Origin of the sequence: Aeromonas encheleia, assembly GCF_900637545.1 — a bacterium.
In the GTDB taxonomy this organism is placed as follows: domain Bacteria; phylum Pseudomonadota; class Gammaproteobacteria; order Enterobacterales; family Aeromonadaceae; genus Aeromonas; species Aeromonas encheleia.
The window spans coordinates 1,705,755-1,721,985 of record NZ_LR134376.1; the positions used below are offsets into that span (position 1 = coordinate 1,705,755).

The 16,231-nt window shown below is 65.1% G+C and carries 15 protein-coding genes; 14 read left to right on the plus strand and 1 reads right to left on the minus strand.

Going from position 1 to position 16,231, the window contains the following annotated elements; translation table 11 throughout:
* The first annotated feature begins 79 nt into the window (after nt 1–79).
* The 9 genes from hinT (at nt 80) to secF (ending at nt 8,322) form a co-directional block, all read left to right on the plus strand.
* Nucleotides 80–430 carry a purine nucleoside phosphoramidase gene (hinT, locus tag EL255_RS08100; RefSeq protein ID WP_033129807.1) on the plus strand — a complete coding sequence of 117 codons (351 nt, stop codon included), beginning with the start codon at nt 80–82 and terminating at the stop codon, nt 428–430.
* A complete protein-coding gene (locus tag EL255_RS08105) occupies nt 430–1,851 on the plus strand; it encodes a COG3014 family protein (RefSeq protein ID WP_042653744.1) in 1,422 nt (473 codons plus the stop codon). The genes hinT and EL255_RS08105 overlap by 1 nt, the downstream gene beginning before the upstream one ends.
* 79 nt (nt 1,852–1,930) lie before the next feature.
* Nucleotides 1,931–2,332, plus strand: a complete 402-nt coding sequence (locus EL255_RS08110; RefSeq protein WP_042653441.1) for a YcfL family putative periplasmic lipoprotein — start codon at nt 1,931–1,933, stop codon at nt 2,330–2,332.
* Nucleotides 2,332–2,928 carry a penicillin-binding protein activator LpoB gene (lpoB, locus tag EL255_RS08115; protein WP_042653442.1) on the plus strand — a complete coding sequence of 199 codons (597 nt, stop codon included), beginning with the start codon at nt 2,332–2,334 and terminating at the stop codon, nt 2,926–2,928. The genes EL255_RS08110 and lpoB overlap by 1 nt, the downstream gene beginning before the upstream one ends.
* 43 nt (nt 2,929–2,971) lie before the next feature.
* On the plus strand, nt 2,972–3,844 hold the full coding sequence (locus EL255_RS08120; protein ID WP_042653745.1) for a phosphotransferase: 873 nt from the start codon (nt 2,972–2,974) through the stop codon (nt 3,842–3,844).
* A gap of 54 nt (nt 3,845–3,898) precedes the next feature.
* Complete coding sequence (locus EL255_RS08125) at nt 3,899–4,759, plus strand: DUF6279 family lipoprotein (protein WP_042653443.1); 861 nt, start codon at nt 3,899–3,901, stop codon at nt 4,757–4,759.
* A 108-nt stretch (nt 4,760–4,867) separates the two neighbouring features.
* On the plus strand, nt 4,868–5,341 hold the full coding sequence (locus EL255_RS08130; RefSeq protein WP_042653444.1) for a hypothetical protein: 474 nt from the start codon (nt 4,868–4,870) through the stop codon (nt 5,339–5,341).
* A 154-nt stretch (nt 5,342–5,495) separates the two neighbouring features.
* Nucleotides 5,496–7,298 (plus strand): protein translocase subunit SecD, encoded by a 1,803-nt coding sequence (gene secD / locus EL255_RS08135; protein ID WP_042653445.1) that lies wholly within the window; start codon nt 5,496–5,498, stop codon nt 7,296–7,298.
* A gap of 109 nt (nt 7,299–7,407) precedes the next feature.
* Nucleotides 7,408–8,322 carry a protein translocase subunit SecF gene (gene secF, locus EL255_RS08140; RefSeq protein WP_197720918.1) on the plus strand — a complete coding sequence of 305 codons (915 nt, stop codon included), beginning with the start codon at nt 7,408–7,410 and terminating at the stop codon, nt 8,320–8,322.
* A gap of 76 nt (nt 8,323–8,398) precedes the next feature.
* Here secF and EL255_RS08145 read toward each other — a convergent pair whose 3' ends face one another.
* A complete protein-coding gene (locus tag EL255_RS08145; RefSeq protein ID WP_042653446.1) occupies nt 8,399–9,001 on the minus strand; it encodes a DUF924 family protein in 603 nt (200 codons plus the stop codon).
* A 190-nt stretch (nt 9,002–9,191) separates the two neighbouring features.
* Between EL255_RS08145 and EL255_RS08150 the strand changes: the two genes are divergently transcribed.
* From EL255_RS08150 to EL255_RS08170, 5 genes are all read left to right on the plus strand, one after another.
* Nucleotides 9,192–10,109, plus strand: a complete 918-nt coding sequence (locus EL255_RS08150) for a DUF808 domain-containing protein (protein WP_042653447.1) — start codon at nt 9,192–9,194, stop codon at nt 10,107–10,109.
* Between the two features lie 166 nt (nt 10,110–10,275).
* Nucleotides 10,276–12,054 (plus strand): M3 family oligoendopeptidase, encoded by a 1,779-nt coding sequence (locus EL255_RS08155; RefSeq protein WP_042653448.1) that lies wholly within the window; start codon nt 10,276–10,278, stop codon nt 12,052–12,054.
* Between the two features lie 87 nt (nt 12,055–12,141).
* Entirely contained in the window at nt 12,142–13,950 is a 1,809-nt protein-coding gene (locus EL255_RS08160; protein ID WP_042653449.1) for a M3 family oligoendopeptidase, read from the plus strand.
* A 245-nt stretch (nt 13,951–14,195) separates the two neighbouring features.
* Nucleotides 14,196–14,735, plus strand: coding sequence for an alpha/beta hydrolase YcfP (ycfP, locus tag EL255_RS08165; RefSeq protein ID WP_042653450.1), 540 nt, complete (start codon nt 14,196–14,198; stop codon nt 14,733–14,735).
* A gap of 74 nt (nt 14,736–14,809) precedes the next feature.
* The gene (locus EL255_RS08170; protein ID WP_042653451.1) at nt 14,810–16,102 is read left to right on the plus strand and encodes an NAD(P)/FAD-dependent oxidoreductase; all 1,293 of its coding nucleotides are present in this window, start codon (nt 14,810–14,812) and stop codon (nt 16,100–16,102) included.
* The last annotated feature ends 129 nt before the right edge of the window (nt 16,103–16,231 follow it).

A 16,231-nucleotide genomic window follows, 5' to 3' on the forward strand; every position in this document is an offset into this window, starting at 1 on the left:
CTTGGCGGACCACGGCGGTATTTTTGGGAGTCGCTTGAGGTTTGTGTTAAATTTTCTTTTTCATATAAAGGAGTTACCCATGGCGCAAGAAACCATTTTCAGCAAAATCATCCGCAAAGAGATCCCCGCCGACATCCTTTATCAAGACGATCTGGTGACCGCGTTTCGCGACATCCAGCCCAAGGCCAAGACCCATATCCTGATAGTGCCGAATGTGCTGATCCCCACCGTCAACGACGTGGAGCCGGATCATGAGTTGGCCCTCGGTCGCATGTTCACCGTCGCCCGCAAGCTGGCGAGCGAGGCGGGCATCGCCGAAAACGGCTATCGCCTGATCATGAACTGCAACCGCCACGGCGGGCAGGAGGTCTACCACATCCACATGCACCTGGTCGGTGGCCAGCCGCTGGGCCCTCTGCTCAGCCTGTGATCCGTCCCGCCCCACTGACCGGCCTGCTGTTGGCCGGTCTGCTGCTGGGGGGCTGCGCCTCCCACTGGCAGGATCTCTTCGTCTCCTATTCAGATCAGATGGTGCCGCTGCGCAATCAGTTGCTGCTGGGTCATGCCGCCGAGGCGCTGCCCGAGGTTCGCGACTCGACACTGGGGGACGACAGCTATGTGCTGGATCGGCTGGAGCAGGGGCGTATCGCCTGGCTCGCCGGCCAGGATGCCGGCAGCAAGCAGGCCTTCGCCGCCGCCGACGGTCGCCTCGGCTGGGAGGACAACCAGGCCGAGTACCGGCTGAGCCGCGGCCTGGCCCAGGCGGGCAGCCTGCTCACCAACGATCAGACCATGGCCTATCGGGTGCCCGACTACGAGCGCACCATGCTGCACCACTATCTGGCGCTCAACTACCTGCAACGGGGGGATGCCGACGGCGCCCTGGTGGAGGTGCGCCGCGCCAACCAGGTGCAGGAGCGGGCGCTCAAGGCGCGGGCCGCCGAGGTGCGGCAGGCCGAACGGCAGGGGCGGGGGGCGAGCACCGAGCAACAGATGCGCCAGCTCATGTCGCGCGGGGCCCCCGAGCTCGATCGCCTGATAGGTCAGGTGAAAAACGGCTTCCAGAACGCCTACACCTTCTATTTCTCCGGCGTCCTCTATGAGGCGGCCGGGGATCTTAACGATGCCTGGGTCGACTACCAGCGCGGCTACCAGATAGCGCCGGACAACCGGAGCCTGCAGGATGCCCTGCTGCGGCTGGCGCGGCTGCGCGGCTCCACCGATGAGCTCAAGGAGACCGAGAAGAGAGTCGGTCGCAAGGCGCCGCCAATCGTCAAGGGTCAGGGCCAGCTGGTGGTGCTGTTTGAAGATGGCCTGATCCCGGCGCGGCGGGAGCTGTTCCTGCCGTTGCCCATCGCCACCTCGGGCGGCGATTTTCGGACCTTTACCGTGGCGGTGCCCTATTACGATAATCGGGCCAGCGACGGCGGGCCGCTGCTGGTCTCGGTGGGCGGCCGCCAGGAGCAGACCAGCCCCCTGGTCCAGCTCGGGGCGCTGGCCGCCAAGGATCTGCAGGAGCGGTTGCCGGGCATGCTGACCCGGCAGGCGCTGCGGCTGCTGACCAAGGAGCAGCTGCGGCGCAGCGCCGCCAAGGAGGGGGGAGACGTGGGCAACATCATGGTCGGCATCTTCAACACCCTGTCGGAGCGGGCCGATACCCGCAGCTGGCTGACGCTGCCGGCCCAGGCCTCCAGCTGGCAGGGGATGCTGCCGGCCGGCGAGGTGCGGCTCCAGCTGGGGGCGGGCAGTGCCCGCCGCGAGTTGCCGCTCACCGTCCATGGCGGCCGCACCACCCTGGTGTGGGTGCAGCGGCTCGGTGCCGGCCTGACGACCCGGGTGCTGCCGCTCTAGCGGCCACACCCGATGTGATTTATGCCCCTTGCGGGGCAGCCACCGATGGCCACCTTTGGCGGTCGATAAGGAGAAGCGAATGAAAACCCATGGTGCGGCCCTTGGCCTGATGCTGCTGTTGTCAGCCTGTACCACCAACACCGCCGGCGTGGCGCTTTATGCCCCGGCGGGGGGAGCGGCCCAGCTGGAGACCCATAACAGCGGCCTCGACGTCTCCCTGACCGAGCAGAGCCGCCGCGAGCAGAATGGCTTGCTGCAGGTCAACGTGATCCTGGCCAATAGCCGCTCGGGGGACAGCCATCTGCAATACCTGTTCTACTGGTATGATGGCAGCGGCCAGGAGCTGGCCAGCGATGGTCGCGGCTGGACCCCCATCAAGCTCCACGGTTACCAGAGCCGCACCCTGTCGGCGCTGGCGCCTAACCCGACTGCCCAGGGATACAGGGTCTATGTACGCGAAGTGATTGAGGAATCGAACTGATGAAAATGAACCATGCCCTGCTGATCCTGAGCGGTACCCTGCTGCTCGGCGGCTGCTCCAGCACCACCGTCAGCTATGGCGACCCGACCGAAACCGAGACGGTGACAGTGGATTACGGCTCGTCGGATCTGCAGGCCATCGCCGACAAGATGGCGGACTCCATGCTGAGCTCTCCCGCCACCGGCGAGATCACCGCGGCGGGCCGTCCCGTGCTGTTTATGGACAGCATCCGCAACAAGACCTCGGAGCACATCGACACCGAGGCCATCACCGACACCATGCGCACCAAGCTGCTGCGGGCCGGCAAGTTCCGCTTCGTCGACATGAGCAAGGTGGCCGCGGTCAAGCAGCAGCTCGAGTATCAGCAGAGCAGCGGCATGGTGGACTCCGCCTCCATGGTGCGCCTGGGCAAGCAGACCGGCGCCCGCTACATGGTCTATGGCAACCTGGCCAGCATCGTCAAGGACAACGGCAAGGTGAAGGACGTCTACTACCAGATGACCATGAACCTGATGGATCTGCAGAACGGCGAGCTGCTGTGGGCCGATCAGAAAGAGATCCGCAAGCAGGCGAAGACCTCCACCTTCGGTTGGTGATGTGAACAAGAAGCTTGGTGATGTGAACAAACAGCCCGCTAATCTGCACAAAGCTGTCGCTGCGGCGCGGACCCAGTCCGGCGATCTGGCCGAGCTCGAGCTGCTGAACCGCCTGCCGGCCCCCTGGCGCCAGGGGAAGCTCGAGCCCCTTGCCCTCGGCCTGACCAACTGCAACTACCGGCTGCGCCTCTCCTCGGGGCGCAGCTACTTTTTGCGGCTCGGTCACCCGGACCCGGTGCGGCTCGGCATCGATCGGGCCACCGAATGGCAGCTCTACCAGGGGGCCGTGGGGCAGGGGCTGGCCCTGGCGTGCCATCACAGCGATCCGGCCTCCGGCCTGATGCTGCTGGACTGGTGCGACGAGCCGAACTGGGTCCAGGTGCCGCCCCCGCCGGCCGAACAGCCCCGCCTGCTGGCCGAGGTGCTGCGCCGCCTGCACCGGCTGCCGCTGCCCCGGGTGGTGATGGCGGTGCGGGCCCATAGCGCCGGTTATCGCGCCAGGCTGGCCCAGGTGCCAGCCTGGTTGCCTGCGCTGGAGCGGGGCCTGCTCGCCAGCCGCGAGCCGGACGATTGCTGGCTCCCTTGCCATCACGATCTCAATCCGGCTAACTTGTTGGGCAGCCGACCCTGGGTCATCGACTGGGAGTATGGCGCCGCCGGCCACCCGGGGTTCGAGCTCGCCAGCATAGTGCGCACCCACGGTTGGAGCGAAGAACAGCAGAGTCAGTTGGAGAACTGCTATCTTGAAGACAGGGGAGGCGCTCATAAGCTGCTCAATGGCAAGGGATTTCAGGCCGACGCCTTCCTGCCATGGGTCGACTACATCGCCCTGCTGTGGGGCCTGCTGATGGCGGAGCAACAAGCCGGCCCCGATTATCAGACCCTGATCGACAGCCACCGCCAACGTCTGGAGTGATACTGGCTCAAGTGCATCGAATGACGCTTATTTTTCAACGAATTGGAGGCATGCATGGTGACCACATTCTCATGGCGTCAACCCCGTAGCTGGAGCCTGCTGCTGCTCTGTCTGCTGCTGACGGGCTGCGCGACCCGGGTGATCTACTACTGGCTCGACTCGGCCATCGTCTGGCAGCTGGACGACTATTTTTCCCTGGATCGCAGCCAGAAGAAGCTGCTCGACAGCGAGGTGAAGGGGCTGATGGCCTGGCATCGCCAACATGAGCTGCCCATCTACGCCAGGGATCTCGATGCTCTGGCCAAGGCGGTGGCGAGCCCCATGAGCCCGGTCCAGGTCGAGTATCATCTCGACAAGGTACAGGGCAGCCTGACCCGCACCCTGGAGAATGCCATCCCCCGCACCGTACGGCTGGCGAGCACCCTGACCGACGCCCAGGTGGCCCACTTCATGACCGACAGGGTGAAGCGCCAGCAGGAGCGCCAGCATGACTTCGCCACCGAGTCCAGGGAGGAGATGCTCAAGGGCTTCAGGGAGAAGATGAACGAGCGGCTGCGGTTCTGGATAGGCAGGGTCAAGCCGGCCCAGGAGCCGCTGATCGCCCAATGGGCCGAGTGGCAATACGAGATGATGGGGCCCTGGCTGGAGTTCCAGGGGGCCTGGAGCCTGGAGCTGGATCGGCTGATGAAGCAGCGCCAGAGCCCGGATTTTGGCAAGGAGCTGACCCGTCTGCTGCAACAGGGGGACGGCCTGATGGACGGGCGCTTCACCGGTTACACCGACCAGTCCCGCCAGCGCACCATCAAGTGGCTCAGCGATCTCAGCCAGTCGATGGATCTCTCCCAGCGTGCCCACCTCTATAGCCTGCTCAAGGACTATGCCGAGGACTTCGCGGCCATGACCAAAGGCGGCTGATGGCGCGTCCCCTAGGGGACAAGGACGGCAGGCCGCGAGGCCTGCCGTCCTTGTTCTATCCGGGGGGCTGTGGTAGTTTGCCCCCTCTATTTTTCAGGAATTAACCGTTTGAGCCTGCTGGACAAAGTGAAACTGGCGACGATGACCCTGCTCATCGCGCTCACTCTGTTGCTCTCTACCGTCTCGGTGGAGGGGCTCAAGGTATCCGCTCATCGGTCCGCCGCCCAGCAGAGCCAGATGATGACGGAGGCCGGCGCAGGGGATCAGTCCGAGCTGGTACAGGCCAGCCACGGCGCCAGCGACAGCGACGACGGCGTCGTCAAGTTTGTCGGCTCCCACCAGAATCATCTGCTGCGCCTCGAGCACTCCCTGCGCGGCGACAACCAGCCAAAGAGCGTCGTCTACGAGTTGATCATGAGCTGGTCACAGCAGGCCATCCTATTGCTGCTGTGTGGCCTGCTGCTCTACGCCGCCCTGCTCTACCCCAAACACAGCTTCCGCGATCGCTTTGCCACCATTCACCGGCATCGCTTGCAACGCCAGCATCTGCAATACCGTTTCTCCCAGAGTCATCTCGCCTGATCCCGATGGGGTCTGGCCTTACCGCACTGCCTCATCGCCGCTCATAAAGCCTGTTCACCGCATGTGAACGGGCCCGCCATCTCATTTGAATTTTCTTGCGTGGTGCGAACCCTGGTTTCGTGCCCGCCGCCTTCGCCCGACAGAGGCCTTTGCCATGAGAAAAAAGAGTCGCATCACCCTGAACCGCATGAACCTGTGGCAGTACGCCCTGCTGCTGCTCATGCTGCTGACCTTCGCGTTTTATTCCCTGCCCACCTTCTTCGGTGAGCAGCCTTCCCTCGGCCTGCACGGCCAGACCAGCCTGACCGAGGCGCAGCGCAGCCTGCTGCGCGATCACCAGATAGAGCCGGTCAAACAGGTGCAGCAGAAAGAGCGGGTCGAGCTGGTATTCAACAGCCAGGCCGATCAGCAAAGGGCCAAGCAGCTGCTGGAGCAGCAGGGTCATGACAGCGCGGCCCTGACCCTGGAGTTCTACTCCAATGCCCCGACCTGGATCAGCCAGCTCGGCGCCGCCCCCATCAAGCTCGGGCTGGACCTGCGCGGCGGCTCCCAGCTGCTGATCGGGGTCGATCTCAGCTTCGTGGTGGACAACCAGACCAAGAACCTGGTGGACATGCTGCGCACCCAGTTCCGCGAGGCGCGCCTGCGCGGCGCCAACGTGGCCCGGGTGAGCGAGGGGGAGGTGAGAGTCACGCTGCCCGAGGTGGCCGATCAGGCCCCTTGGCTCAACATCATCAAGGATTCTGCCGGTACCCGGCAGGATCAGTGGACGCTGAACCGCAGCGGCAATGAGCTGCGGCTGGTGATGAGCGAGGCCGAGCGCACCCTGCTGGCCAACAACGCCGTGACCCAGAACCTGTCGATCCTGAAGAAGCGGATCAACGAGCTCGGCATCGTCGAGGCCTCGGTCCAGCGTCAGGGCCAGGATGGCATCCGCATCGAGCTGCCCGGGGTACACAATCCCAAGCAGGCCAAGGAAGTGATAGGCGCCACCGCGTCGCTGGCCTTTTACGAGGCCCAGGCCGCCAGCCGCTTCTTCATGGCGGATCGCAGCGGTCAGGCGGTCGGTCTGGCGCGCAAGCCGGTGCTGAGCGGTGAGCACATCGTCGATGCCCGCGCCAATATGGGCGAGATGGGCCAACCCCAGGTCAATATCGTGCTCGACAGCCTGGGTGGCAGCAAGATGAATCAGTTCAGTCGCCAGCATGTGGGCAAGCCGATGGCCACCGTCTTCACCGAATACAAGACCAACGCCCAGGGCAAGCTGCGGGCCCAGAGCGAGGTGATCAACGTCGCCACCATACAGACGGCGCTCGGCAACCAGTTCCGCATCACAGGTATTGGCAGTCTGCCCGAGGCTCAGGAGCTGGCCATGCTGCTGCGGGCAGGCGCCCTCACCGCACCGCTCAAGATCCTGGAGGAACGTTCCATCGGCCCGACCCTGGGGCTGCAGAACATAGAGGCGGGTTTCACCGCCCTGGCGTTCGGCATGGCGGGCATGATGCTGTTCATGATGGCCTGGTATCGCAAGTTCGGCTGGGTCGCCATCACCGCGCTCATCGCCAACCTGCTGATGCAGGTGGGCATGCTGGCGGTGCTGCCGGGGGCCGTGCTGACCCTGCCGGGGATCGCCGGGCTGGTGCTCACCGTCGGCATGGCGGTGGACACCCACGTGCTCATCTTCGAGCGGATCAAGGATCGGCTGCGGGAGGGGGGGAGCCTGGCCAACGCCATCGATTTTGGCTATCGCTCGGCGTTTCGCACCATCTTCGACGCCAACATCACCACATTGATCTGCGCCGTGGTGCTCTACTCCATCGGCTCAGGCCCGCTGCAGGGCTTCTCCATCACCCTGATCCTGGGGCTCATCTCCAGCATGGTGACCGGCATCTGGGGCACCCGCGCCATCATCAACCCCCTCTGGGGCAAGAGCAGCGCCAAGCTGCTGAGGGTATGACCATGATCAGAACGAGTTGCCTGTGTCATAGCGCCGTGGGTTCGAGCCTGCTCCGCGCCACCGGCTTCCCGCTGGGAAGCCCGAGCCATCTGCTGTCGAGGGAAGAACAATGCTGAGAATGATCGCTGCCATGGGCCTGACCCGCTGGCGTTACATCGGACTGTGGATCTCCGTGCTGCTGACCGTGGCGAGCGTCGCCGTGCTGGCCATCAACGGGCTGTCGCTCGGGCTCGACTTCACCGGTGGCATACTGCTGGAGTTTCGCATCCAGACCCTGAAGGAGGCCCACGAGCTCAATGCCCTGCTGAGCGCCCCGCTGGCGGGGGCGGTGGAGCTCGGCGGCGCCGGCATCCCGGGGGAGTGGCTCATCAAGCTGCCGCCCCACGAGCTGCCCTGGCCGGCCGAGGAGCTGGCTGTGATGCTGAGCCAGCAGCTCGGCCTGCCGGTGGAGCTGCTGCGCACCACCATAGTCGGCCCCCAGGTGGGCGCCGAGCTGTTCCAGCAGGGGATGCTGGCGGTGCTGGTGGCCTCCCTGGCCATCTCCGCCTATCTGGCGGTGCGCTTCGAGTGGCGCCAGGCCATCGGCATCCTGGTGTCGGTGCTGCACGACGGTCTGGTGGCGCTGGGGCTGCTGGCGCTGTTCCACATCGAGTTCGATCTCAACGTGATCGCCGGCCTGATGGCGGTGATCGGCTACTCGCTCAACGACAGCATCGTCATCTCGGACCGGCTGCGGGACCTGCTCAGCTCGCGCACCCAGATGGGGATCCACGAGTGCTCGGACGTGGCCATCAAGGCCACCTTCAGCCGCACCATGATCACCTCGGGCACCACCCTCTTCACCGTCGGGGCCCTGCTGCTGTTCGGCGGCGATGCGCTCTACGGCTTCTCCTTCACCCTGTTCGCCGGCATCCTGGTGGGCACCATCTCCTCCATCACTGTGGCATCGACCGTGCAGGAGCTGCTGGGGCTCTCGCCCCAGGCGTACCAGAAGAAAGAGGAGGCGCTGGCGGAGGCGGCCTGATCCCCCAAGCCAATCCTTGCAATGCGAAACGGGCCCAGTGGGCCCGTTTTTTTATCTCTGCGGTTTGCTGTGGGGCCTAGAAGCCCGAGCCGGGTTGCAGCAAGAAGGCCGCCTCCTCCGGCGTGTCGGTGCGGCTCAGGATGGCGTTGCGATGGGGGAAGCGGCCGAAGCGCTCGACGATCACCTGATGGCGGCGGGCGTAGTCGGCGAAGCCCGCGAAGGTGACCCCGGCGGGGCTGCCCTCCTGCTCGGCCGCCAGCCCCTCGAACAGTGCCACGCTGCGAGTCTGCTGCTCCCGGGACTCCGCGTGTTCCAGCGGCAGGTAGAAGAAGAGCCGCGCCAGCGGCGAGAGCGCCCTGTCCGCCCCGAGCGACAAGCCCTTCAGGCAGAGCTCGCGGGCCAGCGGATCCTGGGCAAAGGCGCCCGGGGTGCCGCGATGGATGTTGCGCGGCAGCTGATCGAGCAGCAGGATCAGCGCCAGCCGGCCGACGGGCACCTCGGCCCAGGGGGCCAGCTCACCGGCGGCGGCCGCCTTGGCCAGTGCGCCGAAGCGGCTGGCGATCAGCGCATCTGTCTCGCTGCTTTTGCCCCACCAGAGCGGGGCCTGCCGGCTGGCGCGGGCGGCGTCGTCGGCATCATCGCCAAACCAGAAATCGAGCAGAGGTTGCCAGGGTTGCATGGGAACTCCTTGGGCTAGGGGCTTGCGGGTAAAACAAGGTCAATTGACCCTGCTATGGGTGCTGCCGAAACGGCGGCTTCTCGTTACACTGTGCCATCTTTTGCCCGCAATGCGGAACCCCTGATGAGCAAGGTCGTCGCCAGGCCATCTGCCCGAGGGGCTCTCACCACTGATATGAGGAATGCTTGATATGGCCGGAACCAGTCTGTTGGCCCTGCTCGATGATATTGCCAGCGTGCTCGATGACGTGGCGCTGATGACCAAGACGGCGGCCAAGAAGACCGCCGGGGTACTGGGGGACGATCTGGCCCTCAACGCCGAGCAGGTCTCCGGGGTGCGCGCCGAGCGGGAGCTGCCGGTGGTGTGGGCGGTGGCCAAGGGGTCCTTTCGCAACAAGCTGATCCTGGTGCCGGCCGCCATCGCCATCAGCGTGCTGGTGCCCTGGCTCATCACCCCCCTGCTGATGCTGGGGGGCGCCTACCTCTGTTTCGAGGGGGCGGAGAAGCTGGCCCACAAGTTTCTACCCCACGGCGACGAGGGGTCGGGACCGGGGGCGGAGCCCGTGCCGGACGATATGCTGGCCTATGAGCAGCAGAAGATAAAGGGGGCCATTCGCACCGACTTCATCCTCTCCGCCGAGATCATCGTCATCGCCCTCGGCACAGTCCAAGGCACCAGCCTCTCCCTGCAGATCTCGGTGGTGGCGGGCATCGCCCTGCTGATGACGGTGGGGGTCTATGGCCTGGTGGGGCTCATCGTCAAGCTGGACGACATCGGCCTGCACCTGCTGAAGAAGCCGGACGCCGGCGCCCTGCGCCGCCTGCTGGGGCGCGGCCTGCTGGTGACGGCTCCCCGCCTGATGCACCTGCTGGCGCTGGTCGGCACCATCGCCATGTTCATGGTCGGCGGCGGCATCCTGGTGCACGGCTGGCCCTTCGCCCATCACCTGGTGGAGGGGGCCGCCGAGGCCGTGGCCACCCTGCCAACCGTGGGCACAGTGCTGGCCGCCCTGACGCCGACCCTGCTCAATGCGGTGGCCGGCGTGGTGGCGGGCCTGGTGCTGGTGCTGGCCATGACCCTGGTGAGCAAGTTGAAGCCCGCCAAATAACGGCCGTGGGTGAGGCGGCCGACAGGGGCCGTCGCACTCATCCTCTGTCCCGTTTGTTGACGCGAATGGGGGCTAGGCAAGCGCCGGCCCCCTTCGTACTATCCTGGCTGGCATCCGTCCACAGAGACGGAGCCAGCTGCCATGGATGCAAACAATAAGGACAGTTATGACCACAACCGCTTGGCTGGATGATCACATCTATGCCGCCCCCGATTGCCCGGCCGTCGACGCCGATTTCCAGCACGCCCACCAGCTCCTGTCTACCTTGATCCCCCTGCTGGCCGAGTTGCCAGAGACCCATGACATCAACGCCTTGCGCCATCTGCTGCGGGCCATTCGGCGCCAGGCGGATGAGGTGAGGCGGCTGGCCTGGAATGCCCAGGTCTACGGCTACAACCGGCTCAGCCGCAACGGTCGCGACGAGCCGGCCAAGGTGCTGCTCTCCCGCGGCCAGCAGTTGCAGGCGAGCCTCGCCCAGCTCATCAAGCCGATGACCCTGTTCTGGCTGAACGCCCCCGAGGATCAGGTGCGGGCCCTGCTGCAGGATCCCGAGCTGTTCGAGCTGGCCTATGCCATTCGCCACGATCGCCAGTTGCAGGATCAGCGGCTGTCGCTCGAGAGCGAGCAGCTGATCGAGGGGCTGGGGGTGGATGGGCTGCACGCCTGGGGCCATCTCTACGACAGCCTGGTGGCCCGGCTCAGACCGCTGGTGGACGGAGAACCCATGGGGCTGGCCCAGGCGGACAATCTGCTGTCCCACCCGGACAGGGCGCGGCGCGCCAGTGCCTGGCATGGCATTCAACAGGCCTGGGCCGGGGAGCAGGAGACGGTGGCCGCCATCCTCAATGCCATCAACGGCTGGCGCAACGAGCTCGCCAGCCGGCGTGGCCAGCGGCAGCGGCTCGATGCCCTGGCGCTCTCCTGTCATCAGGGCCATCTCGAGCGCAGCACGCTGGATACCCTGATGGCAGAGGCCGAGGCCCACAAGGAGCTGGGCAGACGGGCGCTGCGCGCCATGGCGAGCGCCCAGGGGATCACCGACTTCGCCCCCTGGGATCTCTATGCGCCGCCCCCTGCGCTGACACCTATCAATATCGACTTCGAGCAGGCGCTGACGCTGGTGGCCGACGCCTTCGCCGGGTTTGACCCCGAGATGGGGGCCTTCGTCCACATGATGGCCGAGCGGGGCTGGATCGATGCGGCCCCGAGCGAACACAGGCGCAGCGGCGCCTATTGCACCGAGTATGCCGAGCCCGCCGAGCCTCGGGTGTTTCTCACCTTCGAGGGCACCATGGACAACCTCATCACCCTGGCCCACGAGCTTGGCCACGCCTGGCACAGCTGGCTGCTGCGGGACGCGCCGCTGGCGCAGCGCGACTACCCCAAGACGCTGGCCGAGACCGCCTCGCTGTTTGCCGAGACCCTGGTGCGCGATGCCCTGTTGGCCGCCACCGACAACATGGAGCAGCGCAGGGCCATCGCCTGGCTGGAGGGGGAGCGGGCCGCCAGCCTGCTGCTCGACGTTCCGTCCCGTTTCCACTTCGAGCGGGCGCTGGTGGCGGCGCGGGAGCAGGGCTATGTGGGGGCCGGCGAGCTGCGCGGCATGATGAAATCCATGAAGGAGCAGTGGTATGGTGACAGCCTCAGCCAATATGACGAGCTGTTCTGGGCCAGCAAGAGCCACTTCTCCATCACCGAGCTCGGTTTTTACAACTACCCCTATCTGTTTGGCTACCTGTTCAGCCTGGGGCTCTATGCCCAGAAGGAGCGGGCCGGGAAGGAGTTTGTCCAGGCCTATCGGGAGCTGCTGCGCGACACCGGCCGCATGAGCGCCGAGGATCTGGTGGAGAAGCACCTGGGCGTCGACATTCGCGAGCCCGCCTTCTGGCAGGAGAGCCTGCGCCAGGTGGAGGCGGCGGTCAGCCGCCTCGAGCGGCTGATATAGCCCATTGCAACCCTTAATCGTGGCCCTCGCCGGGGGCCACCCCTATTTCATGACGGGCCAGGGCCCGTCTCCGAACACGAGCGTCTGATGCAACAACCAGTCTACCCACAGCAGTGGCACAACCAGCACATCTACCCCTCCCTCGACAGCGCCATGCTGGAGGCGGACATGAGCCTGGCCCGCGCCAGCCTCGACGAGCTGACCGGCTTCATCAATGGCCTAGGGGCGGTGCGCGAGCAGGCCGATGCCCTGCAGGATTTCCTGCGCGAGGTACGCCTGCGCGCCCAGCGCATCCGCAACATCGGCTGGAACATCGCCGTGCTGGCGGCCTCGCAGGGCAGTCAGGATGCCCGGGATCCGCTCGCCAAGCAGCTGGCCTCCCGTGCCCGCGCCCTCAATGCGGACCTGTTCAAGGCCCTGGCGCCGGTGGAGGATCTGATGCTGGGGCTGCCTGAATCCGAATTCGAGCGGCTGATGCAGGATCCGCTGCTGGGGGAGGAGGATTACCGCCTGCGCCACGAGCGCCGGCTGCAGGATCAGCGCCTGCCGGTGGAGGCCGAGCAGCTGGTGATCGGCCTCGGTACCGATGGCCTGCACGCCTGGGGCAACCTCTACAACGATCTGGTGGGCAAGATCCGCCTGCACATCGATGGGCGGGAGAGGGGGCTGGCCGAGGCGAGCAACCTGCTGTCCAGTCCGGAGAGAGCCCTGCGCCGGGAGGCCTTCGATGCCATCAGCGCCGGCTGGGAAGGGGAGCAGGAGACGGTGGCCGCCATCCTCAATGCCCTCAACGGCTGGCGCCTCGAGCTGGCCCGCCAGCGCGGCAAGGTGCGTCAGCTTGATGCGCTGGATCTCTCCTGTCACCAGAGCCACATAGAGCGCGCCACCCTGGACACCATGATGGCCGAGACCTATAGAGCCCGCGGCCTGGGCCAGCGTGCCCTAGGGCTGATGGCCGGCAAACTCGGCATCGACGAGTTGGGGCCGGAGGACCTGTTCGCGCCGCCCCCGGCCTCGGTCAGCCGGACCATAACGTTCGAGGAGGCCATCGACATCATAGCCGCGGCCTTCACCCGCTTCGATCCCGAGATGGGGGAGTTCGCCCGCATGATGGCCGAGCGCGGCTGGATAGACGCGGCGCCGACCCCGAACCGGCGCACCGGCGCCTACTGCACCAAGTTTGCCGAGCCGGTGGAGCCGCGGGTCTTCATCACCTATGCCGGCACCATGGACAACGTCATCACGCTCGCCCACGAGCTGGGCCACGCCTGGCACAACTGGCTTATCCGCGATCTGCCCATGAGCCAGCGCGGCTACCCCATGACCCTGGCGGAGACCGCCTCCATCTTCGCCGAGACCCTGGTGCGCAGCGCCCTGTTCGAGCAGGCCCAGAACCCGGAGCAGCGCCAGGCCATCGCCTGGGCCGAGGCGGACGGCGCCGCCACCTTCCTGGTCAACATCCCGGCCCGCTTCGACTTCGAGCTGGCGCTGGTGGCCGAGCGCGAGCAGGGCTATGTCCCGGCGGCGCGGCTCAAGAGTCTGACCGATGAGGCCTGGGGCCGCTGGTACGAGGGGAGCCTGGCGCGCTATCACCCCATGTTCTGGGCCGCCAAGGCGCACTTTTCCATCGCCGGCTTCGGCTTCTACAACTACCCCTACCTGTTTGGCTACCTGTTCAGCCTCGGGGTCTACCACCAGCTGATGAGCCGCCAGGCGCAGGGGGAGGCGAACGTGGCCGAGGCGTACCGCGCCCTGCTGCGCGACACCGGCCGCATGAGCGCCGAGGATCTGGTGGCCAAGCACCTGGGGCAGGACATCCGTGAGGCGGCCTTCTGGCAGGGCAGCCTGGCGCTGGTGGCCGCGGCGGTGGATCGCTTCGAGCAGACCCAGGGCTGAGGCCTGGGCCCTCTCGCCAGCTGACAAGATCCCGCCGAGAGGCGGGGTTTTTCGCTCGTCAGGCCCGCCGGGCAGCGGCGCAATCGGGTCGATTTGTCCGCGAGTGACCACAACCCCCGGATGAAATGCGTTTTCAGGCGGCTGGGGGCGTGATCCAAAGCAAGAAAGTTGGATGTTTTGGTGGCGCCACGGCCGGTCGCTGGGGTAGTTTCGATAGAACCGACACAGTTCCTGAGGTCTTATCCATGATCATCTATCTGCATGGCTTCGATGCCACCAGCCCCGGCAATCATGAGAAAGTGCTGCAGTTGCAGTTTATCGATGATGATGTGCGCTTCGTTCACTACAGCACGGTGCACCCGCGCCACGACATGAGTCATCTGCTCAAGGAAGTGAAGAAGCAGCTCGACATGAGCACTGACCCCAAGCCGCTGATCTGCGGGGTGGGGCTGGGGGGCTACTGGAGCGAGCGGATCGGCTTCCTGTGCGGCATCAAGCAGGTGATCTTCAACCCCAATCTGCACCCGGCAGAGAACATGCAGGGCAAGATCGACAGGCCGGAAGAGTACGACGACATCGGCACCAAGTGTGTAACCGAATTTCGTAAGAAAAATTCAGGAAACTGCCTGTGTATCCTTTCCGTTCAGGATGAAATCCGCGATAATCGTGAAACTGAACGTGAATTGAAGAACTATTACGACATCGTATGGGATGAGCACGAGACTCACAAATTCAAGAACATCTCGTATCATCTGCAGCGGATGAAGGCCTTCAAGGAAGCTTGAACCATCACGTCAACCGATTTCGTTTTAGGGAGCCAATGGCTCCCTTTCGTTTTGAGGAACCAAGGAAAATCATCATGATGAATATTGTCGTTGTAGGTGGCGGCGCCGGCGGTCTGGAGCTGGCGACCAGCCTGGGTCGCAAGCTGGGCAAGAAGAACAAGGCCAAGGTAACCCTGGTCGATCGCAACCGCACCCACCTGTGGAAGCCCCTGCTGCACGAAGTGGCCACCGGCTCCATGGATGCGGGCATCGATGCCCTGAGCTACCAGTCCCATGCCAAGAACCACGGCTTCGACTTCCAGCTGGGCAGCCTGACCGACATCAAGCGCGACGAGAAACGCATTGTGCTGGCGCCGATCCACGACGACAACGGCGAGCTGGTGGTGCATGAGCGGGAAGTGGCCTACGACGTGCTGGTGATGGCCATCGGCTCCGTCTCCAACGACTTCAACACCAAGGGCATCAAGGATCACTGCATCTTCCTGGACAGCCCGTCCCAGGCGCACCGCTTCTACAACAGCATGATGAACCGCTTCCTGCAGTTCGCCACCGAATACCAGCCGGGCGACAAGGTGAAGATCGCCATCGTCGGCGGCGGCGCTACCGGGGTCGAGCTCTCCGCCGAGCTCTACAACGCGGTGGAGCAGCTCTATGCCTACGGCTTCAAGAACCTCACCACCGACAGCCTCAAGGTGACACTGGTAGAAGCGGGCCCCCGCATCCTGCCGGCGTTGCCGGAGCGCATCAGCGGCGCCGCTCACCAGGAGCTGGTCAAGCTCGGGGTGGACGTGCGTACCGCCACCATGATCACCGAAGCCACCAGCGAGGGGCTGCACACCAAGGATGGGGAGCTGATCGAAGCGGACCTGATGGTGTGGGCCGCCGGCATCAAGGCGCCGGACTTCATGAAGGAGATCGCCGGGCTCGAGACCAACCGCATCAACCAGCTGGTGGTGAAAGAGACACTGCAGACCACCCGTGACGAGAACATCTTCGTCATCGGCGACTGCGCTGCCTGCCCGCAGCCGGATGGCAAGTTCGTGCCGCCGCGCGCCCAGTCCGCCCACCAGATGGCGACCCAGGCGTTCAAGAACATCCTGGCCAAGATGAACGGTGGCGAGCTGAAGCCCTACCTCTATCACGATCACGGCTCCCTGGTCTCCCTGAGCCGCTTCTCCACCGTGGGCAGCCTGATGGGCAACCTGATGCGTGGCTCCATGATGGTGGAAGGCTACCTCGCGCGCATGGTCTACATCTCCCTCTACCGGATGCACCAGGTCGCCTTGCACGGCTACATCAAGACCGGCCTCATCATGCTGGTGGGCCGCATCAACCGGGTGCTGCGCCCGAGCATGAAGCTGCACTAAGCCGGCGTCTGATCGCCAGGTGACAGAAGGAGAGGCCTGGCCTCTCCTTTTTTATGGCCGCGGCCCGGTGCCCGCGAGGCGCCGAGAGGCCTTATCGAGCGACTGGCTATTAGCGGTGGGGGTATGTTG

Bases quoted from the DNA above. Each gene is read 5' to 3' on its own strand.
- hinT (WP_033129807.1), top strand. From the start codon at position 80: ATGGCGCAAGAAACCATTTTCAGCAAAATCATCCGCAAAGAGATCCCC.
- EL255_RS08110 (WP_042653441.1), top strand. From the start codon at position 1,931: ATGAAAACCCATGGTGCGGCCCTTGGCCTGATGCTGCTGTTGTCAGCC.
- lpoB (WP_042653442.1), top strand. From the start codon at position 2,332: ATGAAAATGAACCATGCCCTGCTGATCCTGAGCGGTACCCTGCTGCTC.
- EL255_RS08125 (WP_042653443.1), top strand. From the start codon at position 3,899: ATGGTGACCACATTCTCATGGCGTCAACCCCGTAGCTGGAGCCTGCTG.
- secD (WP_042653445.1), top strand. From the start codon at position 5,496: ATGAGAAAAAAGAGTCGCATCACCCTGAACCGCATGAACCTGTGGCAG.
- secF (WP_197720918.1), top strand. From the start codon at position 7,408: ATGCTGAGAATGATCGCTGCCATGGGCCTGACCCGCTGGCGTTACATC.
- EL255_RS08145 (WP_042653446.1), bottom strand. From the start codon at position 9,001: ATGCAACCCTGGCAACCTCTGCTCGATTTCTGGTTTGGCGATGATGCC.
- EL255_RS08150 (WP_042653447.1), top strand. From the start codon at position 9,192: ATGGCCGGAACCAGTCTGTTGGCCCTGCTCGATGATATTGCCAGCGTG.
- EL255_RS08155 (WP_042653448.1), top strand. From the start codon at position 10,276: ATGACCACAACCGCTTGGCTGGATGATCACATCTATGCCGCCCCCGAT.
- EL255_RS08160 (WP_042653449.1), top strand. From the start codon at position 12,142: ATGCAACAACCAGTCTACCCACAGCAGTGGCACAACCAGCACATCTAC.
- ycfP (WP_042653450.1), top strand. From the start codon at position 14,196: ATGATCATCTATCTGCATGGCTTCGATGCCACCAGCCCCGGCAATCAT.
- EL255_RS08170 (WP_042653451.1), top strand. From the start codon at position 14,810: ATGATGAATATTGTCGTTGTAGGTGGCGGCGCCGGCGGTCTGGAGCTG.